A 24,467-nucleotide genomic window follows, 5' to 3' on the forward strand; every position below is an offset into this window, starting at 1 on the left:
TCAGCACATGCAACGTCGATTCATTCTGAAGTTCGCCGCCGCTCTGGGTGCGGCATCGCTGTTCAGCGCAGCGCACGCGGATGACAACGCGATCAAGGTCGGCGTGACGGGCGGCCCGCACGCGCAGATGATGGAAGTGGTGAAGCAGGTCGCCGCGAAGAACGGGCTCAAGATCACGGTCATCGAATTCTCGGATTACGTGCAGCCGAACGCCGCGCTCGCCGCCGGCGATCTCGACGCGAACAGCTATCAGCATCAGCCGTATCTGGACGCGCAAGTGCGCGATCGCGGCTACAAGCTCGTCAAGGTGGCCGATACCGTCACGTTCCCGATGGGCATCTATTCGAAGAAGCTGAAGTCGCTCGCGCAGTTGCAGAACGGCGCGCGCATCGCGGTGCCGAACGATCCGACCAACGGCGGCCGTGCGTTGCTGCTCCTGCAGAAGCAGGGCTTGCTGAAACTGCGCGCCGACGCCGGTCTGAAGGCGACGCCGCTCGATATCGTCGAGAATCCGAAGAAGCTGAAGATCGTCGAACTGGACGCGGCGCAGATTCCGCGCTCGCTCGCCGACGTCGACGCCGCCGCGATCAACACGAACTTCGCGATGGAAGCGGGGCTGAAGCCGAAGTCCGATGCGATCGCGATTGAAGATCCGCACGGCCCGTACGCGAACATCATCGCGATTCGCGCGGCCGACAAGGACAAGCCGTGGGTCGGCAAACTGGTCGCCGCGTATCACTCGGCCGAAGTGAAGCAGTTCATCGAAGGCAAGTATGCAGGCGCGGTGATCGCAGCCTGGTAAGCCTTGGCGACGGTCGTCCGGGTTTTTCGGGATGGAAAACGAACGACCGTTCCATAAAAATGGGCGCAAAGCTCGAAATCCCTATCCAATCTGATGCACGCTAACCCGGCCCTCCCGTCTGGAGGGGGAAAACGCGATCGTGTCGCTCGTATAATGAGCCTGGGTTGACGTAATCGTAACTTTGGAGCGTGTGCATGAAAATTCTGGTGCCAGTCAAGCGCGTGGTCGACTACAACGTCAAGGTGCGCGTGAAGTCGGACAACACGGGCGTCGATATCGCTAACGTGAAGATGTCGATGAACCCGTTCGATGAAATCGCCGTGGAAGAGGCGGTTCGTCTGAAGGAAGCAGGCGTGGCGACCGAAGTGATCGCCGTTTCGTGCGGCGTGACGCAGTGTCAGGAAACGCTGCGCACGGCGCTGGCGATTGGTGCGGATCGTGCGATTCTGGTCGAGTCCACGGAAGACCTGCAGCCGCTCGCGGTCGCCAAGATCCTGAAGGCCTTGGTCGATCAGGAAAAGCCTGAACTGGTCATTCTCGGCAAGCAGGCTATCGACGACGATTCGAATCAGACCGGCCAGATGCTCGCTGCACTGGCGGGCCTGCCGCAAGCGACGTTCGCATCGAAGGTGACGATCGCCGATGGCAAGGCCACGGTGTCGCGCGAAGTCGATGGCGGCGCGGAAACGCTGTCGCTGAAACTGCCGGCGGTGGTCACCACCGACCTGCGCCTGAACGAGCCGCGTTATGTGACGCTGCCGAACATCATGAAGGCGAAGAAGAAGCCGCTGACGACGGTGAAGCCCGCCGACCTCGGCGTGGACGTGACGCCGCGTCTGAAGACGCTGAAGGTCGTCGAGCCGCCGAAGCGCAGCGCGGGCGTCATGGTGCCCGACGTGAAGACGCTGGTCGAGAAGCTCAAGACCGAAGCCAAGGTGCTGTGAGGGAGACGCGAGAAAATGACGATTCTGGTTATTGCAGAGCATGACAACGCGTCGATCAAGGCGGCGACGTTGAACACGGTCGCGGCAGCGGCCAAGATGGGCGGCGACGTGCACGTGCTGGTCGCGGGCTCGAACGCGCAAGGCGCGGCGGATGCGGCGGCAAAGATCGCGGGCGTGAGCAAGGTGCTGCTCGCCGATGCGCCTCAACTGGCCGAAGGCCTCGCTGAGAACGTCGAAGGCACGGTGCTGAATATTGCGAAGGATTACTCGCATATCGTTGCGCCTGCTACCGCATACGGCAAGAACGTGGCCCCGCGCATCGCGGCGCATCTCGATGTCGCGCAAATCAGCGACATCACCGCTGTCGTCAGCGCTGACACCTTCGAGCGCCCGATCTACGCCGGCAACGCAGTCGCGACGGTGCAGTCGAGCGATCCGATCAAGGTCATCACGGTGCGCGGCACCGGCTTCGACGCGGTCGCGGCGGAAGGCGGCAGCGCGTCGGTCGAGAAAATCGACGCGGCGGCGGATGCCGGCATCTCGCAGTTCGTAAGCCGTGAGATCACGAAGCTGGATCGCCCGGAACTGACGAGCGCGCAGACCATCGTCTCGGGCGGTCGCGGTCTCGGCAGCGGCGAGAACTACACGCACGTGCTCGAACCGCTCGCGGACAAGCTCGGCGCGGCGCTCGGCGCATCGCGTGCGGCCGTCGATGCCGGTTATGTGCCGAACGATTATCAGGTCGGCCAGACGGGCAAGATCGTCGCGCCGCAGTTGTACGTGGCGGTCGGCATCTCGGGTGCGATTCAGCATTTGGCCGGCATGAAGGACAGCAAGGTCATCGTCGCGATCAACAAGGACGCCGAAGCGCCGATCTTCAGCGTGGCCGACTACGGCCTCGTTGGCGATCTGTTCTCGGTCGTGCCGGAGCTGGTCAAGGAACTCGGCTAAAACGCGCGGCGGTAATCGCTGCACGAAGAGCGAAAGGGCGCGACGACCGTTGCGCCCTTTTTTGTATCCGTGGACGAGAGAAGCATCACAGGAGGAGACACGACAATGAGCTACCGCGCCCCCGTCAAGGACATGCTGTTCGTGATGAAGGAACTGGCGGACCTGGACAGCATCGCCGCGTTGCCCGGCTTCGAAGACGGCAACTTCGATACCGCGCAGGCCGTCCTCGACGAGGCCGCGCGCTTCTGCGGCGAAGTGATTGCGCCGCTGAACGTCGCGGGCGACCGCGATCCGAGCGCATGGTCCGAAGGTGAAGTGCGGACGACGCCGGGCTTCAAGGACGCGTTTCGCCAGTTCGGGCAAGGCGGGTGGCAAGGCGTCATGCATCCGTCTGAGTTCGGCGGACAGAATTTGCCGAAGCTGATCGCGACGGCGTGCATGGAAATGCTCAACTCGGCGAATCTCTCGTTTGCGTTGTGCCCGCTGCTGACCGACGGCGCAATCGAAGCGCTGCTCACGGCCGGCACCGACGAACAAAAGGCGCGCTATCTGCCGAAGTTCATCGCCGGCGAATGGACCGGCACGATGAATCTCACCGAGCCGCACGCCGGTTCCGATCTCGCGCTGGTGCGTACGCGCGCCGAACCGCAGGGCGACGGCGCGTACAAGCTCTTCGGCACGAAGATATTCATCACGTATGGCGAGCATGATATGGCCGAGAACATCGTGCATCTCGTGCTCGCGCGCACGCCCGACGCGCCGGAAGGCGTGAAGGGCATTTCGCTCTTTATCGTGCCCAAGTTTCTCGTCAACGATGACGGTTCACTCGGCGCGCGCAACGACGTGCATTGCGTGTCGATCGAGCACAAGCTCGGCATCAAGGCGAGCCCGACGGCGGTATTGCAATTCGGCGATCACGGCGGCGCGGTCGGTTATCTGATCGGCGAAGAGAATCACGGCCTCGAGTACATGTTCATCATGATGAACGCGGCGCGCTTCGCGGTGGGGATGCAGGGCGTCGGCATATCGGAGCGCGCGTATCAGCAGGCGGTCGCGTACGCGAAAGAGCGCGTGCAAAGCCGTCCGGTCGATGGCAGCGCGAGGGAAGCGGTAACGATCATCCATCATCCCGACGTGCGCCGCATGCTCGCGACGATGCGCGCCTATACCGAGGGCGCGCGCGCACTGGCCTATGTCGCCGCCGCGCACAGCGATGTCGCGCACGCGCATCCGGACGAAATGCAGCGCAAGAAACATCAGGCGGTGTACGAGTATCTCGTGCCGATCGTCAAAGGCTTCAGCACCGAGATTGCCGTCGATGTCGCGAGCATCGGCGTGCAGGTCCACGGCGGCATGGGTTTCATCGAGGAGACAGGCGCGGCGCAGTACTACCGCGATGCGCGCATCTTGCCGATCTACGAAGGCACGACCGCGATCCAGGCGAACGATCTGATCGGCCGCAAGACCGTGCGCGACGGCGGCGCGGCGGCGCAACTGCTGCTCGCACACATCGATCAGACGATCGCCGCGCTTGCAGAAGTTGATGGCCAGCCGTTCAAGTCGATGCATCGGCATCTGAGCGCGGGCAGTTTGTCGCTCGGGCGGTCGGTGGAGTTCATCGTCGCCAGGATCAAGAGCGATCCGAACGCCGTGTTCCTGGGCAGCGTGCCGTATCTGCGGCTGGCGGGCATCGTGCTGTGCGGATGGCAAATGGCGCGAGCGATGCTGGTTTCGCACGCAAGACGCGCGGAGGACGGGCCGTTCCACACGGCGAAGATCGCGACGGCGCAGTTCTATGCGGAGCACATTCTGTCGCTCGCATCAGGACTCGAGGCCGCGATCGTCAGCGCGAACGGCAGCGAAGGCGTGCTCGCGCTCAGCGAAGATCAGTTCTGAAACGACAACGGCGCCTTTCTTTCGAGAGGCGCCGTTGTGTATGCGTACTCAGACTTTGGCGTAAGCCGGTCGCGTATTCACGCCGACATCGCCGAAATAGCGATGCACCGACAAGTCATCCGAGCGGATCGCCGGCTGCTTGCCGGACATCAGATCGGCGAGCAACTGACCGGAGCCGCACGACATGGTCCAGCCCAGCGTGCCATGCCCCGTGTTGAGGAACAGGTTGGGCACCGGCGTGCGGCCAACGATCGGCGTGCCGTCCGGCGTCATCGGGCGCAGGCCGGTCCAGAACGTGGCGCTCGTGGTATCGCCGCCGCCGGGGAACAGATCGTTCACGCACATTTCGAGCGTCTCGCGGCGCGCCTTCTTCAGCGTCTTGTCGTAGCCGACAATTTCCGCCATGCCGCCCACGCGGATGCGATCGTTGAAGCGCGTGATCGCGATCTTGTACGTCTCGTCGAGCACCGTCGATACCGGCGCGCGGTTCGCGTCGACGATTGGCGCGGTGATCGAATAGCCCTTCAGCGGATACACCGGAATCTTGATGAGGTCGCCCAGCAGCTTCGGCGAGTACGAGCCGAGCGCGACGACATAGGAATCGCCCGTCACGAGTTCATCGCCGCATTTCACGCCCGCGATGCGGCCGTTGCTGACTGCGAGCGCATCGATCGGCGTGTTGTAGCGGAACTTGACGCCCAGCGATTCGGCCATCGCGGCGAGGCGCGTGGTGAACATCTGGCAGTCGCCGGTTTCGTCGTTCGGCAGACGCAGCCCGCCCGTCAGCTTGTGCGAAACGGCGGCCAGCGCCGGTTCCGCCTGCGCCAGTTCCACCGACGACAACAGCTCGAACGGCACGTTTGCATCCTTCAGCACGCCGATGTCCTTAGCCGCGCCGTCAAGCTGCTGCTGCGTGCGGAAAAGCTGGAGCGTCCCGCCCGTGCGACCTTCGTACTGAATGCCGGTGTCGGCACGCAGCGCCTGCAGGCAATCGCGGCTGTATTCGGCGAGGCGCACCATGCGGCCCTTGTTCACCGTGTAGCGGTCCTGCGTGCAGTTGCGCAGCATTTGCCACATCCACTGCAACTGGTTCATCGTGCCGTCGAGCCGGATCGCGAGCGGCGCGTGCTTTTCGAACATCCATTTGACGGCCTTCAGCGGCACGCCCGGCGCGGCCCACGGTGACGCGTAGCCCGGGGAGATCTGCCCCGCATTGGCGAAACTCGTTTCGAGAGCAGGGCCGGCTTCGCGGTCGATGACCGTCACTTCGTGCCCTGCGCGCGCCAGATAGTACGCACTCGTCACGCCGACCACGCCGCTTCCGAGAATAACGATTCGCATGAAATCTCCAGTTTTTCGATCCGGCCGGACACTGTCGCTTCGCATGAACCGCGGCGGATTGTCCGTCTAGTGTTATCGCCTATACTATTGAGATCAAGGCAGTTTTAGTTAATGTATTTGGCGGATTTTTAGCAAAAAACACATGAGAACGCAGCGAAATCCGATCCGGGCGCTCGACAAGCTCGATCACAAGATCCTGAATATCCTTCAGCAGGACGGGCGCATCGCGATGAAGGATCTTGCGGAGCGCGTCGGGCTCTCGGTGACGCCGTGCATCGAGCGAGTGAAGCGCATGGAGCGCGATGGCGTCATCACGGGCTACTACGCCCGCGTGAACCCGACGCAACTGGGCGCGGCGCTGCTGGTTTTCGTCGAAATCACGCTCGATCACAAGAGCGGGAACATGTTCGAGCAGTTTCGTCGCGAGGTGCAGCGCATTCCCGAAGTGCTCGAATGCCATCTCGTTTCGGGCGATTTCGACTATCTGATCAAGGCGCGCATCGGCGAAATGGCCGATTACCGGAAACTGCTCGGCGACATTCTTCTGCAACTGCCGGGGGCGGTGCAGTCGAAGAGCTATGTCGTGATGGAGGAGATCAAGGAGACGCTGACGATCCCCGTCGATGTGTGAAATTTCCGCTTGCGGCGACGCGACGATACTGTATATTTATACAGGTATCTCGACGACAAGCTCTCACCGAAATGCCGACGCCGGACCGCGAATTTCCCGTTGCACCGCCTTCGCCGCTCAAGGGGCGAGGCGCCGTCACGAACATTCAGGGGCGATACGAGCGTGACGAGCGCGAGTCCGTCGATGACGGCTGGGTTCACGAATCGGCTGAAGAAGAAGGCGCGCCGGTCCTGCGTACGCAAGTGTTCGAAGAGCGCGCCAAAAGCATCCTCACGCGCAACAACTCGCCGGACATTCCTTTCACGGTTTCGCTCAATCCATACCGCGGTTGCGAGCACGGCTGTATCTACTGCTTCGCGCGGCCGACGCACAGCTATCTAGGGCTGTCGCCGGGGCTCGATTTCGAAAGCCGCATCTATGCGAAGGTCAATGCCGGCGACTTGCTCGAACGGGAGCTTGCGAAGCCCAACTATCAGCCGGATCCCATCGCGCTGGGCGTCAATACCGACGCGTATCAGCCGGTCGAGCGCGACCTGAAGCTCACGCGGCGCGTGACCGAAGTCCTGCACGACTGCGGGCATCCGTTTGCCGCGATCACGAAGTCATCGCTGATCGAGCGGGATATCGACTTGCTCGCGCCGATGGCCGAGCGCGGGCAGTTCATGGCCGCGATCACCGTCACGACGCTCGATGCCGACATCGCACGCACGCTGGAACCACGCGCCGCCACGCCGTCGCGCCGGCTGCGCACGATCCGCACACTTGCCGACGCCGGGATTCCGGTGGGCGTCAGCATCGCGTCGGTGATCCCGTTCGTCACCGAGCCGGATCTCGAGCGCGTGCTGGAAGCGTGCGCGGAGGCGGGCGCGACGACGGCGAGTTACATCGTGCTGCGCTTGCCGTGGGAAGTCGCGCCGCTTTTCAGGGATTGGCTGACCGCGCACTTTCCGGCGCGGGCGGACCGCGTGATGAGCCGCGTGCGCGACATGCGCGGCGGCAAGGACTACGACTCCGATTTCGCCACGCGCATGAAAGGCGAAGGTCTATGGGCCGATATGTTGAAACAGCGCTTTCATCAGGCGACGAAGCGGCTCGGGCTGAACCAGCGCAATCGCGGCATCCTGGATATGTCGGATTTCAAGCGCCCGGCGCTTATCCGGACGCCGCCGCGCACGGGTCAACTCGATCTGTTCTGAGCGCGGCGCTCACTGAGACAAGGCCTTGGCGGCCTCGACCTGACCTTCGAAGTACGTCTGGAACGTCAGCGCGAGTCCCGTCATGAGCAGGAACGCGCCGATCAGCAGCGAAAAGATCACGACGAAGATCACGGTCCAGCCGGAGTCGCTCTCACGATTCGTGTGGGCATTGAACTGCGCGTCCCACTTTGCGTCCGGGCGCAAGCCGTACACGATGGCCGAAAGAAACGCCGCCAGCAACGAGACCGCGCCCGGAAAGGCGAGCGCCCAACCGAGCACGGAGGTGCGCTCGCTTGCCGCGAGCATCAGATAGCCGAACGCGCCCATCACGATTCCGACGATATGCGCCCAGCCGTACTTGTCGCGCATGCCATACAGATAGAAGCGGTGCAAACCGATGCTGCCGAACAGAAACGCGAGCGCCGCAGTTAGCGTCTTCGAGCGAAAGTAGGTCGGGGCGGACTTCGGGACAGCGGGCGTGGCGACGGACGGGGAGGTCATCAGCGAAAGCAGTGGTAAGGTGTTGGCGCGCCCGTGCGATAGCAGCGCAATCCGTTATTTTACGATGCGCCCGGCGCACGCAACAGAACGCCGCAAGCGCGGGTTTCAGCGATCGCACACAGGTCAAAATTCTTCCGAAGCACGCGCCGCTCGCGAAAAATGCGTTAAGTGTTTGTTCGGGCTTTGGATTCCCGCTATAATCGCGTGTTCTGGTAGTTCCGAACCCCGGTTTTCAAGGATTTCAGCATGGTCATCATCCGTCTGGCTCGTGGCGGCTCCAAGAAGCGCCCGTTCTACAACATCGTCGCAACCGATTCGCGTAGCCGCCGTGACGGCCGCTTCATCGAGCGCGTGGGTTTCTACAACCCGGTCGCTACGAAGGGCGAATCGCTGCGTATCTCGCAAGATCGCCTGACCTACTGGCAAGGCGTTGGCGCGCAACTGTCGCCGACCGTCGAGCGTCTGGTCAAGCAGTCGCAACAAGCTCAGCCGGCTGCTTAAGCCGTCTGATCGATTGAAGCGATGGAAACGATTGTGCGCGCCGCGAGGCGCGGCGCAGTCGCCGAATCGTTCGAAATTTGCCCAAAAGGTTCGCTGATGCCCGCGCGTGATCCCAGAAACGGCCACGAATCCGGCGCTGTCAGTCAACCGAAGCCGGGGCAGGAAGAAGGCGCCGCCACGTTTGGTGCGTTTGTCCGCAAGCCGGGCACGCGCCGCGTGGCGGCCGGCGCTTCTGCGGCAGTCAAGCCGGAAGAGCCCGCGGGCAGTATCGAGTCCGTCGAGCAATTGCCGGAAGACGCGGTGGAAGTCGGCTTCGTCGCGGATGCCTACGGCCTGAAGGGCTGGGTCAAGGTCACGCCGCATGCAAACGGCAAGTCGGGCGGCGATGCATTGCTCGCGGCCAAGCGTTGGTGGCTCGTCAAGAATCGCGACCGCAAGCTCGCGCGATGTATCCAGTCGAAGGTGCATAGCGATTCCATCGTCGCGCGCCTGTCGGGCTGCGACGACCGCGACGCCGCCCTCGCGCTGAAAGGCCACACGGTGCATATTGCCCGCAGCGACTTTCCGACGCTCGACGACGAAGACGAGTTCTACTGGGTCGACCTGATCGGCATGGCAGTCGAAAACGAGGCGGGCGTCGCGCTTGGCCACGTCGCCGACATGATCGACAACGGCGCGCATTCCATCCTGCGGATCGAGTATCCGAGCGAAACGAAGGATGGCAAGCCCGTCACCGGCGAGCGGCTCGTTCCGTTCGTCGGCGTGTATGTGAAGACGGTGGATCGGGCGGCGAAGCGCATCATCGTCGACTGGGACGCCGACTATTAATCCGGTGCTCTCGTCAGCAACACGCGACACGCGACACCGGCAGAATACGGAGAGGGCGATGCAGTTCGATGTCGTGACGCTCTTTCCAGAGATGTTTCGCGCACTGACCGACTGGGGCATTACCAGCCGGGCGGTGAAACAGGGGCGCTTCGGTCTGCGCACGTGGAATCCGCGCGATTTCACCACGGACAACTATCGCACCGTGGATGATCGGCCTTACGGCGGCGGTCCCGGCATGGTCATGCTGGCGCGTCCGCTGGAAGACGCGATCGCCGCGGCGAAAGCGACGCAGCGCGAGCAGGGCATCGAAGGCACGCGCGTCGTGATGATGTCTCCGCAAGGCGCGAAGCTCGACCACGATCGCGTCATGCGTTACGCGCAGGAACCCGGCCTCGTGCTGTTATGCGGCCGTTATGAAGCGATCGACCAGCGTTTGATTGATCGCGTCGTGGACGAGGAAGTCAGCCTCGGCGACTTCGTGCTGTCGGGCGGCGAATTGCCCGCGATGGCGCTGATGGACGCCGTGGTGCGCCATCTTCCCGGCGTGCTGAACGACGCGCAGTCGGCGGTGCAAGACAGTTTCGTCGATGTATTGCTCGATTGTCCGCACTACACGCGCCCCGAGGAATACGAAGGCGTGCGCGTGCCGGACGTGCTGCTCGGCGGGCATCACAAGGAAATCGACGCCTGGCGCAGGCGCGAAGCATTACGCAATACCCTATTCAAGCGGCCCGATCTGATCGCACGGGCGCGCAAGCAGAAGATGTTGAGCCGCGCCGATGAAGCGTGGCTCGCAGAACTCGCAAAGGGCGCGTCGAAGTCTGAATAGACCGGCGCGAACGAGCGGGACAAGGGGGCGTCGTGAAAACGGCGTCTGAAGCAAACCCATCCTCTACCGGGGCCTCATCGACAGCAGTGCGAGGCACGCAACTTCGGCAAGATGGCACAAGGAGTCAGTAATGAATCTGATTGAACAACTCGAGAAGGAAGAGATCGCACGCGTGCTGGGCGAGAAGACCATCCCCGACTTCGGTCCGGGCGACACGGTCATCGTCAACGTGAACGTCGTCGAAGGTACGCGTAAGCGCGTTCAGGCTTACGAAGGCGTCGTGATCGCAAAGCGCAATCGTGGCCTGAACTCGAACTTCATCGTCCGCAAGATTTCGTCGGGCGAAGGCGTCGAGCGTACGTTCCAGACCTACTCGCCGCTGCTCGCGAGCATCGTCGTGAAGCGCCGCGGTGACGTTCGTCGCGCGAAGCTCTACTACCTGCGCGAGCGTTCGGGCAAGTCGGCTCGAATCAAGGAAAAGCTGGTCTCGAAGGACCGCGCTGCTTCCGCCGCCGAGTAAGTGGCTCAGTAGTTCGTTGCACTGGAAAAAGCACCCCTCGCGGGTGCTTTTTTCTTTGATGTGTTCCAATCGTATCTTCGACATTCAGGCTTGAGACCGTGTCCACTGGCAAGACATCGACTCCGCGCATCCTCGAACCCGAACTCATGCCGGTTCTCTCGACCGGCGAAAACATGCCGCCGATCCCGCCCGAGCGCCTGACGCCGGACGGACTCCGCGCGCATTTCGCGAAGGAACTCGAATGGACGCAGGAGCCGCCTGAACAGCGCATCAAGGCAATTGGCGGCGATCCGCGTGTGGCCTCCGTGCTGGTGCCGCTGGTGGTGCGCGAAGGCGGGCTGACCGTGCTGCTGACTCAGCGTGCGGATCATCTGTCGGACCATGCCGGTCAGATCAGCTTCCCTGGCGGGCGGCGCGAGCCCGAAGACATCGACGCCGCCGCGACCGCGCTGCGTGAAGCGCACGAGGAAGTCGGCCTGAGCGCGGAGCATTGCGAAGTGATCGGCGCGATGCCCGATTATCTGACCGGCACCGGTTTTCGTGTGACGCCGGTCGTCGCGCTGGTGTATCCGCCGTTTTCGCTGCAGGCGGACACGCGCGAAGTCGCCGATATCTTCGAAGTGCCGCTCGCGTGGCTCATGAATCCGGCGAATCACGAAGTCCGCGTATTTCGATGGGAAGGCGGCGAGCGCCGTTTCTTCGCGATGCCCTACACGCCGGCCGCCGGCAAAGCGCCGTACTTCATCTGGGGCGCAACAGCCGGCATGTTGCGCAATTTCTATCGCTTCCTCGCCGCGTGAGCGGGACGGCGCAAGCACCATGCGTGATGCGCGCGCGCCACGCGCCCGGCCGGGGTGATGCACGCGCGAGGTGCTGTGCTATCGTTACGCGAAACTCGAATTAACCGACTGTTTCGGCGCCTCGCATGACTTTTTTCTCCGTATTGCTGGCTCTCATCATCGAGCAAGTGCGCGCGCTCACGCCGCACAATCCCGTTTCGGCGCTGCTTCACTATCATGCGGAATCCACCGCGCATGGCTTCGACGCCGGCAAGCAGAAGCACGGCATCGTCGCGTGGCTCGTCGTCGTGCTGCCGTGGACGCTGGCAGTCGGGCTCGTCTATTACGTGCTGTATCGCATCAACTTCGCTCTGGCGTTTCTCTGGAACGTGGTGGTCGTCTACTTCACGCTTGGCTTCCGCCAGTTCAGCCACTATTTCACCGATATCCACCTCGCCCTGAACAACGACGACGTGCCGCGTGCGCGCGAAGTGCTCGCGCAGTGGACCGGGCTCGACACCATCGACATGCCCGTCAGCGAAATCGTGCGTCATACGCTGGTTCACGCAGTGATCGCGTCGCATCGGCACGTGTTCGGCGTGTTCTTCTGGTTCCTGATCCCGGTCGGTCCGGCGGGCGCGGTGTTCTATCGCATCGCGGAGTATCTGGCGCGTGCGTGGGCCGTGCCGAGTCCTGAACGCACGGCCGAGTTCTCGTCGTTCGCGCAGCGCGCGTTCTTCTTCATCGACTGGATTCCGACGCGCCTCACCGCGATGGGCTTCGCGATCGTCGGCAACTTCGAGGACGCGATCTACGCCTGGCGCAATCATGCGCGCCAGTGGCCCGATGCGAATCAGGGCGTGCTGCTCGCGGCGGGCAGCGGCGCACTTGGCGCGCGTCTGGCCGGACCGCTTGCGGAGCCGTTGAGCGTGGAGGCGCTGGCCGTCGGCGATGCGAGCCCGCTGCCTGTCGGCGACGACTGCACGCCGCGCACGCTGCAATCGGCGGTGGGTCTCGTGTGGCGCGCGGTCATCCTGTGGATGTTGTTGCTGCTGATGCTGACCATCGCCGTCTGGCTGGCTTGAGGCGAATCAATCGTCGAGCGGATCGCGCTCCGTCTGACACTTCCAGCATACGGTGAATTGCGGTTCGAGCCACTCGCCGCAATGCTTGCACTTCCAGGGCCGGGCGTTGACGTCCGGTCCTTTTTGCGCACGGTCGAGAAGACGCTGCGCCAGCGTCTCGTCGCGGTCATCGACGATCCAGATTTCCGGCGCGCACTGATCCGCTGGAATTTCGCCCATTGCGCCGTTCAGATAGCGGTTATGAAGTTCGCACGGCACGCCCGCCGTCTTCAGCACGTTCACCCAGTGATGCGCGGTGATGAGATTGGGCGCGCGCGTGAGCCGTTTCATCGCACGATCTGGCTGGCTTCGTGGACCAGTTGCGCATATAGCGCGTGGCGCTCTGGCCGGATCTTTCCGGCCTCGACCGCTTCGAGCACTGCGCAGCCGGGCTCGTGCAGGTGATGACAGTTATAGAACCGGCAATGCCCGAGATAGGGCCTGAAATCCGCGAACGCGCGCTCGAGCTGGCCTTCGGACAAGTGATGAAGGCCGAACTCCTGAAAGCCGGGTGAATCGATCAGCGAACCGCCGCCCGGCAGCGCATAAAGGCGCGTGAATGTCGTCGTGTGCCGGCCGCTGTTGAGCGCGGACGAGATCTCGCGGGTGGCGGCGTCGGCATCGGGGACGAGCAGGTTCACGAGCGTCGACTTGCCCATGCCGGACTGACCGAGCAGGATGGTCGAGCGATCTTTCAGATGGGCGTCGAGTTGAGGATGCACGTCGCCCGGCTGCGTTTTCGCGGATAGCTCGATCACCGTGTAGCCGAGCTTGCGATACGGCGCGAGCCGCTCGCGCGCCAGCGTCAACGCGCCTTCCACGTCGATCTTGTTGAGCACGATCAGCGATTCCAGCCCATGCGCTTCGGCCGCGATCAGGGCGCGCCCGAGCAGGTCTTCGCTGAAATGAGGCTCGGTGGCGAGCACCACGAGCAGTTGATCGAGGTTCGCCGCGAACAGCTTCGACTTGAACTGGTCGGATCGATACAGCAGATTGCGCCGCTCCCCGATCTCGACGATCACCCCCTGATCCGCCGACGACTGCTCGTACACCACATGATCGCCGACTGCGACTTCGCTGCGCTTGCCGCGCGGAAAGCACTGGAGCATCGCGCCGCCATCGCTCGGCCTGACGAGATAATGCCGGCCGTGCGCGGCGATCACCGTGCCCGTGAGCCGTCCGGCCGCCGCCGCGCCGCCCTTGCGCGTCGAACGCGCGGTCATGCGGCGTGCTGCATCAGACGATCGATGCGTTGCGATGCCGGCGGATGCGAATAATAAAACGCGGTGTAGAGCGGATCGGGTGTGAGCGTCGACGCGTTATCTTCGTAGAGCTTGACGAGCGCGTTGACGAGATCCTTCGGATCGGTCTGGCTGGCCGCGAAGGCATCGGCTTCGAATTCGTTCTTGCGCGATGTCAGGCTGCCCAGCGGCGTGATGAAGAACATGAATACGGGCAGCACCAGCATGAAGAGCACGAGCGCGAGCCCGTTATTGCTGCCGATGAGCGAAGGCCGCACGCCGAGTCCTTCGTAGAACCACACGGTCTGTGCGAGCCAGCCGAGCAGCGCGAGCATGACGAGGCTGATGCCGAACATGACGAGCATCAGCTTCAGCACGTGACGGCGCTTGAAGTGGCCGAGTTCGTGCGCGAGCACGGCTTCGATCTCGCTGCCCGACAGGCGCGCGAGGAGCGTATCGAAGAAAACGATGCGCTTGGTCGCGCCGAAACCGGTGAAATACGCGTTGCCGTGGGCCGAGCGGCGGCTGCCGTCCATCACGAAGAGGCCCTTCGCCGCGAAGCCCGTGCGCGACATCAGATTTTCGATGCGCGCGACCAGCGCCTCGTCCTTAAGCGGCTCGAACTTGTTGAAGAGCGGGGCGATGAAGGTGGGATAGATGATCATCGCGAGCAGTTGGAACGCAACCCAGACCATCCACGTCCATAGCCACCAGTAGGCGCCCGCGCGATCCATCAGCCACAGCGTCAACAGCAGAAGCGGCGCGCCGACGAGCACGCCGATCAGCGTGCCCTTCACGAGGTCCGCGAAGAACAGCTTCTTCGTCATGCGATTGAAGCCGAACTTCTCTTCGATCACGAACTGGCGGAAGTAGTCGAATGGCAAGTCGATGATGCTCGTGATCGCCACCACCGACGCCACCAGCGCGATCTGCCCGAGATAGCCGCGCCCGAGCCACGCGGTGATCGCGTTGTCCAGCGCCTGCACGCCGCCGAGCAGCGTCAGCGCGACGAGCACGACGGCGCTCGTCACCACTTCGATCATAGTGAGCCGCGTGCGCTCGACGGTGTAATCCGCCGCGCGTTGATGCGCGGTCAGCGGGATCGTGCCGGTGAACTGCGGCGGCACGTCATTGCGATGCGCGGCGACGTGCCGGATCTGGCGCGACGCCAGCCACAGCTTGGTCGAAACCATCGCGACCAGTGCAACGACGAAGATCGTCGAGAAAGCGAGAGTGAGGTTGGTCATCCGGGAATTCCGATTGAACTATGCGAGAATTATAGGTTCTTGGCTCTGCCGCCGTTGTCACATCATGCCATTGCCAACCGGCGCGCACGCGGCCTCACTTCTTCCTCAGGCATCGTCCATGACCGACTCTTCCAACGTTCCCGGCGTCGAACCCGTGCTCGCGCGCAGCGACATGAACCTCGTGTGGCTCGACATGGAGATGACCGGGCTCGATCCCGACAATGACCGCATCATCGAGATTGCGGTGGTCGTGACGAACTCGACGCTCGACAAGATGGTGGAAGGCCCGGTCCTCGCGGTTCATCAATCGGAAGAGGCGCTCGGACGCATGGACGAGTGGAACCGCAACACGCATGGGCGCTCGGGGCTGACCGAGCGCGTGAAGGCGTCGACGGTGAATGAAGCCGAAGCCACGCGGCAGATTCGTGAGTTTCTCGGCCAGTATGTGCCGCCCGGCAAATCACCGATGTGCGGCAACTCGATTTGCCAGGACCGCCGCTTCATGGCGCGCTGGATGCCGGAACTGGAGACGTTCTTCCACTACCGCAACCTCGACGTCAGCACGCTGAAGGAGTTGTGCCGCCGCTGGCAGCCGGCGATCTACAAGGGCTTTCAGAAGCGCGCGATGCACACGGCGCTCGCCGATATCCACGAATCCATCGACGAGCTCAAGTACTACCGCGAGCATTTCCTCATTCCGTCGGCGGCCGCCGACGCGTCTTAATCCTTCGGCGGGCGAATCGCGCTTTTAGGGCGGAACGCGGCGACCACTTCGGCCCGCGTTTCGATGTACGGCCCGCCGATCAGGTCGATGCAGTACGGCACCGCCGCGAAGATGCCCGGCACGGCGGTCTTGCCCTCGGCGTCCTTCACCCCTTCCAGCGTTTCACGGATCGACTTCGGCTGTCCCGGCAGATTGATGACGAGCGCGGCATGGCCGTTCGTCTCGCGGATCACCGCGACTTGCCGCGACAGGATCGCGGTCGGCACGAAGTTGAGGCTGATCTGGCGCATCTGCTCCCCGAAGCCCGGCATCTCCTTCGTCGCGACGGCCAGCGTGGCTTCCGGCGTCACGTCGCGGCGCGCGGGGCCGGTGCCGCCGGTCGTGAGGACGAGATCGCAGCCGAAGGTATCGACGAGTTCGACGAGCGTCGCGGAGATGGTCGCGGCGTCGTCCTGAATCAGCCGCGTCTCGGCGCGCCACGGCGATTCCAGCGCCTCGCCGAGCCACGCCTGCAGCGCCGGCAAGCCCTTGTCCTCATACACGCCTTGCGATGCGCGATCGCTGATCGAAACGAGCCCGACGATCAACTCGTCGGGATGATTACGCTTCGGAATCATCGCCTTCCCCGGTATCGGCGGAATCGTCGTCGTCTTCGACGCCCGCCGCGTTCTTGATCCACTGGAACAGCTCGCGATAGTAGCGCGGCGGTTTCTGCTGCTCGCGCTCCTTGCGGGCGTTGCGAATCAGCGTGCGGCCTTCCTGTGCATCGACGCCCGGATGCTGACGGATGAACTCGGTCAGCGCGGCGTCGTCGGCGAGCAGCTTTTCGCGCGTGCGCTCGATCCAGTGCATCCGCGCGGTTTCCGCCTTGTTCACGCCGCGATAGGTGTCGAGCGCGGTGCGCAGCGCGGCGACCTGTTCTTCTTCCAGCGAGCGCATGACGCGCCCGACATACTGCAACTGGCGGCGCTTGCCTTCGTGATCGGTGATGCGGCGTGCTTCGCGCACGGCGTCGTCGAGGCTTTCGGGCATCGGCATACGCTTGAGCGCGTCTTTCGGCAGCGCGATCAGCGCCTCGCCCAGTTCCTGCAGCGCGTGCATGTCGCGCTTCAGTTGCGATTTGCTGGGGCGATCGTAGCCATGATCATCGGGCTCGCCGTCGTTGCGGCCGGCTTCGATCGGTTGAATGCGGGTTTTACGGTTCATGGCGTCATTGTAGCTTGCGCCTGCGGGGGACCGGGCGCGGCGGGCGCGTGATGGCGGGTGAATGCACGCGGTCCTTGCTATGATCGCGTGACGGGTCGATGCGGCACGCGAGCGTTTCGCGCATGGGCCGGCATCGGCACTGAATGACCAGAAGGAGCGCGTCGCGCTCGGCTTTTGCAGTCAACGAAACCAAGGCAACGACAAATGGCAGCAGACATCGACGTCAAGCAACGCTTTTTCCCGCATACGCAAGACGAACTGAAGGAGATCGCCTCCGACATCCTGCGCTACGCGAAGGAGTTGGGCGCGAGCGATGCCGCCACCGAAATCTCCGAAGGCGATGGCCTCTCGGTGAGCGTGCGGCGCGGCGAAGTGGAAACCATCGAGCACAACCGCGACAAGATGGTCGGCGTGACGGTGTTCATCGGCAAGAAGCGCGGCAACGCGAGCACCGCCGACTTCACGCGCGAGGCGCTGCGCGACACGGTCGCGGCGGCGTACAACATCGCCCGCTTTACGGCGGAAGACAGCGCGGCGGGGCTCGCCGAAGAGGACTTGCTCGAGAAGACGCCGCAGGATCTCGACCTTTATCACCCGTGGGAACTCGACGCCGACGAAGCCGCCGACATCGCGCGGCGCGCCGAGGACGCGGCCTTCGCCGTCGACAAGCGCATCACCAATTCGGAAGGCGCGAGCGTGTCCGCGCAGCATTCGCAGTTCGTGCTCGCGACGTCGCGCGGCTTTATGGCCGGCTATCCGTATTCACGGCATTACATTGCGTGCGCGCCGATCGCGCAAAGCGGCCGCGACATGCAGCGCGACGACTGGTACACGTCGAGGCGCGCCGCATCGGAACTGGCCGATCCCGAAGCGGTCGGGCGTTACGCGGCCCAGCGCGCGCTCGCACGCCTGAACGCGCGGAGCCTCGACACGCGCAAATGCCGCGTGCTGTTCGAAGCGCCGCTCGCGGCGGGCATTCTCGGCGCGTTCGTGCAGTCGGTGAGCGGCGGTGCGCTGTATCGCAAGACCACGTTTCTCGTCGACAGCCTCGGCAAGCCGGTGTTCGCGCCGCACATTCAGATCGTCGAAGATCCGCACGTGAGGGGCGGCATGGGCAGCGCGCCGTTCGACGAGGAAGGCGTGCGCACGCAGAAACGCAACGTGGTCGAAGACGGCGTCGTGCAGGGCTACTTCCTGTCGACGTATTCGGCGCGCAAGCTCGGCATGCAGACGACCGGCAACGCGGGCGGCTCGCACAATCTGACGATGAAAAGCACGCAGACGAAGCCCGAGGACGATTTCGAAGCGATGCTGAAGAAGCTCGGCACCGGCCTGTTGCTGACCGAGCTGATGGGGCAGGGCGTGAACTACGTGACGGGCGACTATTCGCGCGGCGCATCCGGCTTCTGGGTCGAGAACGGCCAGATTCAGTACGCGGTCGAGGAAATCACGGTCGCGAGCACGCTGCAGGAGATGTTCCGTCACATCGAGGCGATCGGCGCGGATACGGTCGTGCGCGGCACCAAGGCGATCGGCTCGGTGCTGATCGAGCGCATGACGGTCGCGGGGCAATAAGCTCGCAGAGTGGACGAAAGGCCCCGGACGGTTGCGACCGTCCGGGGCCTTTGTCATTCATGCGCGCCTTTCGTAGGTCACGAAGGCGAAGCCGAAATCGTTCGGGGGCGCGGCGCGATGCGGCTCGCGGGACACTTCCCGCCACTGCGACGCATCCGGTGCTTCGAACCGCGTGTTGCCGTCGAAGTCCGCGTCGATTTCAGTGACGATCATCTTGTGCGCACGGCCGATCGCGTCGCCGTAAAGCTGCGCGCCGCCGATCACGAAGGCTTCTGCGGCGCCATCGGCGGCGGCGAGGGCGAGGGCGTCGTCGATGCTTGTCACCGTATCGCAACCTTCGAAGCGTAGCGTCGAATCGCGCGTCACGACGATATTGCGCCGCCCCGGCAACGGCCGGCCGATCGATTCATGCGTCTTGCGGCCCATGATGATGGGCGCGCCCATCGTCGTGCGTTTGAAAAAGGCGAGGTCTTCGGGCAGGCGCCAGGGCAGTTGGTTATCGCGCCCGATCACGCCATTGCGCGCGCGGGCGACGATCAGAGTCAGCGTCGTCATGTGCAAGTAGGATTCAGGCCGCGAAAGGCGGGGGCACGATTCTACCCCGCGCACGTGGTCCCGCGTTCCGGCGGCAATCGTCAGGCGTTGGGGAAGTCGTCCGCGGGATCGGCTTTCGTGCTCCGCGTTTCAGGCGCGATTTCGTCCCAGAGCGTAACGCTGGGCCTTGCAATTCTCGGACGTTCGCAAGCGTTCAAACTGAAACCGTCGACGCTTGCAGCGTCGTGTGCTTCAGGCAATTGCGCCTCGGCCAGTGAGTCGCGCGGTAAAAAGTTATCGAGAGCCATCTTTGACCAAGAAAATGCCAGCAATTTGTTCCGGGATCGCATTCTGGGAATAAGGTTATTGGAGGCCCGGTATGAGGACAATGCGGGAAATGATTTTCGCCGTTATGCGCGGGCGCGCAAAAGAGTCCGTCGCCAGATAAGTTCAAAGCCAAATGCGTGCCATTTGCGTTTGTGCCTTGCGGTGCAAGGCACTCCGAAAGCCGCACTCGGGAAGCCGGCTTTGTTGGACGCGAAAACGTTTCACCCGTGAAACGCTGCACCGGAAAAGCGTGAAAGCCCGCGCGATTCGGGTTAGGCTTGAGCGCAATAGAGGCGGTCATGCGACGATTTAATAAATCCGCGTTATTACCTGCCGACGCACAGCCAGCAAGGACTTTCGGCTAATTCGGCGGCCGTTCGGCATATCTGTTTTCGCCGTTTCTGGGTTATAGTAGTCTCTCGACTGCGGCGCAGAATCATACAAAAAGGGTTTCGCGGAAGGGGCGCAGGTGTTACCTGCACCGTGTTCCCGGGGGCAACGTATTGAAATTGCAAGTCCGTTCGCAGCACGTGCGAGGACAACGAAGTCTGCATGTAGCGCGAGCCTGAACTACGCGACCTTTTCAACGAACGTTGAACCAAGGATCTGAATAATGGACGTCGCTCGGCGGCAACTCATCTATGTAACTCGCGATCCAAGCGAGACGCTATGCGCGCGATTCGAGGAACGCGGCTGGCAAATCGAAATCGTGGCGAGCGCGCGCGACACGCGTAAAGCCTTGCGCAGCGATCTGGCAATGGGCGGGCTGCTGGACCTGTCGAGTCACTTCGAATCACACGAACTGGCGGCGTTCGAATCGTCGCTGACCATGACCAACGTCGGCTGGGTCGCCGCGACCGTCTCCGGCCAACTCGAAGACGCCGCCGTGCGCCGGCTGATCCGCGACTATTGCTTCGATTACGTGACGCTGCCGACGTCGAATGACCGCATCGTCGATTCCGTCGGCCACGCTTATGGCATGGTCGCCCTGCACGACGCCGCGTCGAACGATCCGCGCACCGAAGGCCGCGCCGAGGGCGAAATGGTCGGCTCGTGCGACGCGATGCTCGCGCTGTTCCGCTCCATCCGCAAGGTCGCGATGACGGACGCGCCCGTGTTCATCTCGGGCGAATCGGGCACCGGCAAGGAACTGACGGCGGTTGCCATCCACGAGCGCTCGGCGCGCCGGGACCAGCCGTTCGTTGCGATCAACTGCGGGGCGATTCCCGCGCATCTGCTGCAATCAGAGCTTTTCGGCTACGAACGCGGCGCGTTCACGGGCGCGAATCAGCGCAAAATCGGGCGCGTCGAAGCCGCGAACGGCGGCACCTTGTTCCTCGATGAAATCGGCGACTTGCCGCTCGAAAGCCAGGCGAGCCTGCTGCGCTTCCTGCAGGAGCGCAAGGTCGAGCGCCTCGGCGGACACGGCTCCACCCCGGTGGACGTTCGCATCATCTCGGCGACGCACGTCGACATGCAGACCGCGATGATCGAAGGACGCTTCCGCGCGGACTTGTATCACCGTCTTTGCGTGTTGCAGATCGACGAGCCACCGCTGCGGGCGCGCGGCAAGGACATCGAACTGCTCGCGAAGCACATGCTCGACCGCTTCAAGAAAGACGCGAGCCGTCGCCTGCGTGGTTTTTCGCCGTGCGCGATCGCCGCGATCCACAACTACGGCTGGCCGGGCAACGTGCGCGAACTCATTAACCGCGTGCGGCGCGCCATCGTGATGTCCGAAGGCCGTCAGATCACCGCGCGTGATCTCGAACTCGGCGAGTACGTCGAAGTCGCGCCGGTGTCGCTGGCGCAGGCGCGGGAAGCGGCGGAGCGGCAGGCCATCGAACTCGCGCTGCTGCGCCATCGCGGACGGCTCGGCGATGCCGCGCATGAACTCGGCATTTCGCGCGTCACGCTGTATCGTCTGCTGAGCGCGCACGGCATGCGCCACATCGAAGTCGACGCCCCGCCGGAGCACGCCACGCGCGGCTGACGCACGCCGCGTCGCTGCACGAAACGGGCGCCGCAAGGCGCCCGTTGTCTTTTGCGCGACGCAAAGCAGCGCATTGTCCCGCTTGGTAAAATTGCTCTCTTAGCGCGGCTCGTGCCGGCATCCAAGGAACATCAATGAAACAGTATCTCGAGCTCGTCCAGACGATCCTCGATACCGGCACCTGGCAGGAAAACCGCACCGGCATCCGCACGATCAGCATGCCGGGCGCGATGTTGCGCTTCGACTTGCAGCAAGGCTTTCCGGCCGTGACGACGAAGAAGCTCGCGTTCAAATCCGCGATCGGCGAAATGGTGGGCTTCTTGCGCGCGTCGCGCAGCGCCGCGGACTTTCGCGCGCTCGGCTGCAAGGTCTGGGACGCGAACGCGAACGAAAATCCGCAGTGGCTCGAGAATCCGTATCGCCAGGGAACGGATGATCTCGGCGATGTGTACGGCGTGCAATGGCGCCAATGGCCCGCCTACAAGCTGATCGACGCGAGCGCAGGCGACCAGATCGCCGATGCGACCAATCGCGGCTATGAACTGGTGACGAGTTTCGTCGAAAGCGGGCGCGAGAAGGTGCTGCTGTACAAGGCGATCGACCAGTTGCGCCAGTGTCTCGATACGATCATCGAAGGCCCGACCGACCGGCGCATTCTGTTTCATGCCTGGAATCCCGCCAAGCTCGACGAGATCGCGCTACCCGCGTGTCACCTGCTGTATCAGTTCCTTCCGAACGTGACGAAGCGCGAAATCTCGCTGTGCCTTTATATCCGTAGCAACGACGTCGGGCTGGGCACGCCGTTCAATCTGACCGAAGGCGCGGCGCTCCTGCATCTGGTCGGGCGGCTGACGGGGTACACGCCGCGTTGGTTCACGTATTTCATCGGCGACGCGCACATCTACGAAAATCAGCTCGATATGCTGGGCGAGCAGTTGAAGCGCGAGCCGTATCCCGCGCCGCAGCTCATCATCTCCGACCGCGTGCCGGACTACGCGGTCACGAAGAAATACGAACCGGAGTGGCTGGAAAAGGTCGAGCCGACGGATTTCGCGCTCGAAGGGTATCGGCATCATGATCCGATCAGTGCGCCGATGGCCGTCTGATCCGGCGTTGGGCGATGTCACGAAGCGCGGCCACGGCCGCGTTTTTTACGCCTGTCGCCCGGAGAAGAAGTCGTCGAAATGCCGATGTCCGGCGGGCGTCACGCGCAGCACGCGACGCTTCGCCGTGCGCTCGATCCAGCCGTGTTCCTCGCACGCATGAAGCAGCGCCGCGCCCAAAGCGCCGCCCAGATGCGAACGGCGCTCGCTCCAGTCGATGCACGTGCACGCAAAGCGCCGGCGCCGCGCCCGCTGCGCCTTCAAGTCGATGCCCAGTTCCGCGAACGCCTGTATGCCGTCGGGCGTGGCGTCGAGCGTGCCGGGGCCGTACATCGCCGCTGCGAGCCAGTTGCGCGCGATCATGCCGTCGAAGATCCGCACCGCCAGTTCGCCCGCAAGATGGTCGTAGCAGGTGCGGGCGTAGCGCATGTCGAGCGGCACGGCGCTCGGGCGATGCTCCGGCGCGCGTTGCGGCGCGCTCGCGCGAGCCAGATTCGCGAGCGCTTCGATGGCCGCCGCGATATCCGCCGTCGCGATCCTGTAATAGCGATGCCTTCCGCTGACTTCGAGCGCCAGCAGCCCGTCCTCGGTCAGACGCGCGAGATGCCCGCTCGCGGCGGACGGCGAGACGCCCGCGATCATCGTCAGTTCGCCGGCGGGGCGCGCCGCGCCGTCCATCAGCGACCACAACATGGCGGCGCGGCCCGGATCGGCGAGCAAGGCGCCGATGCGCGAGAGGCCGGGAAAATGGCGGGCGCGTGAGTCGTCGTCGTTCATGTCGCTGCTGCCACGAAGCGGTAGAGGTCTCCATCGTAGCGCGCGCCGGCAACCGACGTTTCACTTTGGGATGAAATGTCGATGCAGCCGCCCCGGCGCTAGAATGGCCGCATTGCCTCGAATGCACGTCGAAAGGGGATTCGCATGTCCAAGCTCATCATCGCCGCCGCGCTCGGCGTTCTCGTTGTCTGCGCGGGATGCGCGGGCGGACCGTCGTCATCGTCGGCGGGGTCGGGTGGCAGCATCACGATGTACGGCACCATCGATCAGGGCATCGCTGTTCACGACTAGCCGCACTTTTTGCGGCCCTATAATCGGCGCTTCGTCCATCCGCTTTGCTTCCCGCCATGAACTCGCCGATCCAGCCTTCCGCATCACCATTGCCGTCCGCCGTGCGCGAGGGCCGTGCCGAAACCACGTTCCGTTTCCTCGCCGAGCCGACATCGGTCAACTTCGGCGGCAAGGTGCACGGTGGCGCGCTGATGAAATGGATCGACGAAACCGCCTATGCGTGCGCCGCGATGTGGTCGGGCCGCTATGCGGTCACGGTGAGCGTCGGCAATATCCGTTTCAGGCGACCCATTCTGGTCGGCAATCTCGTGGAGCTGCGCGCGCGCGTGGTGACGACGGGCCGCACCAGCATGCACATCCACATCTCCGTCCATGCGGGCGATCCGAAAGTCGGCGAGCTTGCGCAGACCACGGATTGCCTGATGGTGTTCGTCGCCGTCGATGAATCCGGCCAGCCGACGCCCGTGCCCGCGTTCGTGCCGGAATCGGACGAAGAGAAACGCCTCGCGCGTTACGCGATGGACGTCAAGGACGCGCTCGACGCCATCGTCGAACTGAAGCCGGAAGAAGTGGCGGCCGGCAAGGTCTGACGGCCGCTCGTTCGGG

Annotated in this window: 27 protein-coding genes; 18 read left to right on the top strand and 9 right to left on the bottom strand. The window is 63.5% G+C overall.

The genetic code is table 11. The features are described from left to right. The first annotated feature begins 7 nt into the window (after positions 1 to 7). From LDZ21_RS03840 to LDZ21_RS03855, 4 genes are all read left to right on the top strand, one after another. Complete coding sequence (locus tag LDZ21_RS03840) at positions 8 to 802, top strand: MetQ/NlpA family ABC transporter substrate-binding protein (protein ID WP_244794299.1); 795 nt, start codon at positions 8 to 10, stop codon at positions 800 to 802. Between the two features lie 194 nt (positions 803 to 996). Next, positions 997 to 1,746 (top strand): electron transfer flavoprotein subunit beta/FixA family protein, encoded by a 750-nt coding sequence (locus tag LDZ21_RS03845; protein WP_035959665.1) that lies wholly within the window; start codon positions 997 to 999, stop codon positions 1,744 to 1,746. 15 nt (positions 1,747 to 1,761) lie between these two features. Then, positions 1,762 to 2,697, top strand: coding sequence for an electron transfer flavoprotein subunit alpha/FixB family protein (locus LDZ21_RS03850; RefSeq protein ID WP_244794300.1), 936 nt, complete (start codon positions 1,762 to 1,764; stop codon positions 2,695 to 2,697). A gap of 105 nt (positions 2,698 to 2,802) precedes the next feature. Further along, on the top strand, positions 2,803 to 4,593 hold the full coding sequence (locus LDZ21_RS03855) for an acyl-CoA dehydrogenase (RefSeq protein ID WP_244794301.1): 1,791 nt from the start codon (positions 2,803 to 2,805) through the stop codon (positions 4,591 to 4,593). 48 nt (positions 4,594 to 4,641) lie between these two features. On the opposite strand, the gene LDZ21_RS03860 is transcribed toward LDZ21_RS03855, so the two are convergent. Further along, positions 4,642 to 5,934 carry a D-amino acid dehydrogenase gene (locus LDZ21_RS03860; protein ID WP_244794302.1) on the bottom strand — a complete coding sequence of 431 codons (1,293 nt, stop codon included), beginning with the start codon at positions 5,932 to 5,934 and terminating at the stop codon, positions 4,642 to 4,644. Positions 5,935 to 6,076: 142 nt separating this feature from the next. Here LDZ21_RS03860 and LDZ21_RS03865 point away from each other — a divergent pair, with 142 nt between their 5' ends. Next, entirely contained in the window at positions 6,077 to 6,565 is a 489-nt protein-coding gene (locus LDZ21_RS03865; protein ID WP_244794303.1) for an Lrp/AsnC ligand binding domain-containing protein, read from the top strand. A gap of 71 nt (positions 6,566 to 6,636) precedes the next feature. After that, positions 6,637 to 7,761 (top strand): PA0069 family radical SAM protein, encoded by a 1,125-nt coding sequence (locus LDZ21_RS03870; RefSeq protein ID WP_244794304.1) that lies wholly within the window; start codon positions 6,637 to 6,639, stop codon positions 7,759 to 7,761. A gap of 9 nt (positions 7,762 to 7,770) precedes the next feature. Here the strand turns inward: LDZ21_RS03870 and LDZ21_RS03875 are convergent, their stop codons facing one another. Continuing rightward, the gene (locus LDZ21_RS03875; protein WP_244794305.1) at positions 7,771 to 8,262 is read right to left on the bottom strand and encodes a TM2 domain-containing protein; all 492 of its coding nucleotides are present in this window, start codon (positions 8,260 to 8,262) and stop codon (positions 7,771 to 7,773) included. A 246-nt stretch (positions 8,263 to 8,508) separates the two neighbouring features. On the opposite strand from LDZ21_RS03875, the gene rpsP reads away from it, so the two are divergent. The 6 genes from rpsP to LDZ21_RS03905 all read left to right on the top strand — a co-directional run bounded on the left by rpsP (position 8,509) and on the right by LDZ21_RS03905 (position 12,804). Beyond that, a complete protein-coding gene (gene rpsP / locus LDZ21_RS03880; RefSeq protein ID WP_035959657.1) occupies positions 8,509 to 8,763 on the top strand; it encodes a 30S ribosomal protein S16 in 255 nt (84 codons plus the stop codon). A gap of 96 nt (positions 8,764 to 8,859) precedes the next feature. After that, on the top strand, positions 8,860 to 9,591 hold the full coding sequence (rimM, locus tag LDZ21_RS03885) for a ribosome maturation factor RimM (RefSeq protein WP_244794756.1): 732 nt from the start codon (positions 8,860 to 8,862) through the stop codon (positions 9,589 to 9,591). Between the two features lie 58 nt (positions 9,592 to 9,649). Further along, positions 9,650 to 10,420, top strand: coding sequence for a tRNA (guanosine(37)-N1)-methyltransferase TrmD (gene trmD, locus LDZ21_RS03890; protein WP_244794306.1), 771 nt, complete (start codon positions 9,650 to 9,652; stop codon positions 10,418 to 10,420). Between the two features lie 130 nt (positions 10,421 to 10,550). After that, positions 10,551 to 10,940 carry a 50S ribosomal protein L19 gene (rplS, locus tag LDZ21_RS03895; protein ID WP_035959654.1) on the top strand — a complete coding sequence of 130 codons (390 nt, stop codon included), beginning with the start codon at positions 10,551 to 10,553 and terminating at the stop codon, positions 10,938 to 10,940. Positions 10,941 to 11,086: 146 nt separating this feature from the next. Continuing rightward, positions 11,087 to 11,740, top strand: coding sequence for a CoA pyrophosphatase (locus LDZ21_RS03900; RefSeq protein WP_244794757.1), 654 nt, complete (start codon positions 11,087 to 11,089; stop codon positions 11,738 to 11,740). Positions 11,741 to 11,865: 125 nt separating this feature from the next. Then, positions 11,866 to 12,804, top strand: a complete 939-nt coding sequence (locus LDZ21_RS03905) for a CobD/CbiB family protein (protein ID WP_244794307.1) — start codon at positions 11,866 to 11,868, stop codon at positions 12,802 to 12,804. 6 nt (positions 12,805 to 12,810) lie between these two features. Here the strand turns inward: LDZ21_RS03905 and LDZ21_RS03910 are convergent, their stop codons facing one another. The 3 genes from LDZ21_RS03910 to LDZ21_RS03920 are packed head-to-tail and all read right to left on the bottom strand — an operon-like array spanning position 12,811 to position 15,331. Beyond that, positions 12,811 to 13,134, bottom strand: coding sequence for a putative signal transducing protein (locus LDZ21_RS03910; protein WP_244794308.1), 324 nt, complete (start codon positions 13,132 to 13,134; stop codon positions 12,811 to 12,813). Then, on the bottom strand, positions 13,131 to 14,066 hold the full coding sequence (gene rsgA, locus LDZ21_RS03915; RefSeq protein ID WP_244794309.1) for a ribosome small subunit-dependent GTPase A: 936 nt from the start codon (positions 14,064 to 14,066) through the stop codon (positions 13,131 to 13,133). The genes LDZ21_RS03910 and rsgA overlap by 4 nt, the downstream gene beginning before the upstream one ends. Continuing rightward, positions 14,063 to 15,331, bottom strand: coding sequence for a M48 family metallopeptidase (locus LDZ21_RS03920; protein WP_244794310.1), 1,269 nt, complete (start codon positions 15,329 to 15,331; stop codon positions 14,063 to 14,065). Before LDZ21_RS03920 ends, rsgA begins: the two co-directional genes overlap by 4 nt. Positions 15,332 to 15,449: 118 nt before the next feature. On the opposite strand from LDZ21_RS03920, the gene orn reads away from it, so the two are divergent. Further along, on the top strand, positions 15,450 to 16,055 hold the full coding sequence (gene orn / locus LDZ21_RS03925; RefSeq protein ID WP_244794311.1) for an oligoribonuclease: 606 nt from the start codon (positions 15,450 to 15,452) through the stop codon (positions 16,053 to 16,055). Here the strand turns inward: orn and mog are convergent. Continuing rightward, positions 16,052 to 16,672, bottom strand: a complete 621-nt coding sequence (gene mog / locus LDZ21_RS03930; RefSeq protein WP_244794312.1) for a molybdopterin adenylyltransferase — start codon at positions 16,670 to 16,672, stop codon at positions 16,052 to 16,054. The two genes, orn and mog, sit on opposite strands and share 4 nt — an antisense overlap. Next, complete coding sequence (gene yjgA / locus LDZ21_RS03935; protein ID WP_244794313.1) at positions 16,656 to 17,261, bottom strand: ribosome biogenesis factor YjgA; 606 nt, start codon at positions 17,259 to 17,261, stop codon at positions 16,656 to 16,658. The genes mog and yjgA overlap by 17 nt, the downstream gene beginning before the upstream one ends. Before the next feature lie 204 nt (positions 17,262 to 17,465). Here yjgA and pmbA point away from each other — a divergent pair, with 204 nt between their 5' ends. Further along, positions 17,466 to 18,836 (top strand): metalloprotease PmbA, encoded by a 1,371-nt coding sequence (gene pmbA / locus LDZ21_RS03940; protein WP_035959646.1) that lies wholly within the window; start codon positions 17,466 to 17,468, stop codon positions 18,834 to 18,836. A gap of 57 nt (positions 18,837 to 18,893) precedes the next feature. Here pmbA and LDZ21_RS03945 read toward each other — a convergent pair whose 3' ends face one another. Beyond that, positions 18,894 to 19,391: a dihydrofolate reductase gene (locus LDZ21_RS03945; RefSeq protein ID WP_244794314.1), complete on the bottom strand. Its 498-nt coding sequence runs from the start codon at positions 19,389 to 19,391 to the stop codon at positions 18,894 to 18,896. Positions 19,392 to 20,310: 919 nt separating this feature from the next. Between LDZ21_RS03945 and LDZ21_RS03950 the strand changes: the two genes are divergently transcribed. Both LDZ21_RS03950 and LDZ21_RS03955 read left to right on the top strand, forming a co-directional pair. Beyond that, positions 20,311 to 21,690 (top strand): sigma-54 dependent transcriptional regulator, encoded by a 1,380-nt coding sequence (locus LDZ21_RS03950; RefSeq protein WP_035959644.1) that lies wholly within the window; start codon positions 20,311 to 20,313, stop codon positions 21,688 to 21,690. 134 nt (positions 21,691 to 21,824) lie between these two features. Next, entirely contained in the window at positions 21,825 to 22,796 is a 972-nt protein-coding gene (locus LDZ21_RS03955) for a thymidylate synthase (RefSeq protein WP_244794315.1), read from the top strand. 45 nt (positions 22,797 to 22,841) lie between these two features. Here the strand turns inward: LDZ21_RS03955 and LDZ21_RS03960 are convergent, their stop codons facing one another. Continuing rightward, entirely contained in the window at positions 22,842 to 23,570 is a 729-nt protein-coding gene (locus LDZ21_RS03960; protein WP_244794316.1) for an ArsR/SmtB family transcription factor, read from the bottom strand. A 144-nt stretch (positions 23,571 to 23,714) separates the two neighbouring features. Here LDZ21_RS03960 and LDZ21_RS03965 point away from each other — a divergent pair, with 144 nt between their 5' ends. Both LDZ21_RS03965 and LDZ21_RS03970 read left to right on the top strand, forming a co-directional pair. Next, the gene (locus LDZ21_RS03965) at positions 23,715 to 23,861 is read left to right on the top strand and encodes a hypothetical protein (RefSeq protein WP_244794317.1); all 147 of its coding nucleotides are present in this window, start codon (positions 23,715 to 23,717) and stop codon (positions 23,859 to 23,861) included. 56 nt (positions 23,862 to 23,917) lie between these two features. Next, a complete protein-coding gene (locus LDZ21_RS03970) occupies positions 23,918 to 24,451 on the top strand; it encodes an acyl-CoA thioesterase (protein WP_244794318.1) in 534 nt (177 codons plus the stop codon). Positions 24,452 to 24,467 lie beyond the last annotated feature (16 nt).

Source organism: Caballeronia grimmiae (assembly GCF_022879615.1).
Classification (GTDB): Bacteria; Pseudomonadota; Gammaproteobacteria; order Burkholderiales; family Burkholderiaceae; genus Caballeronia; species Caballeronia grimmiae.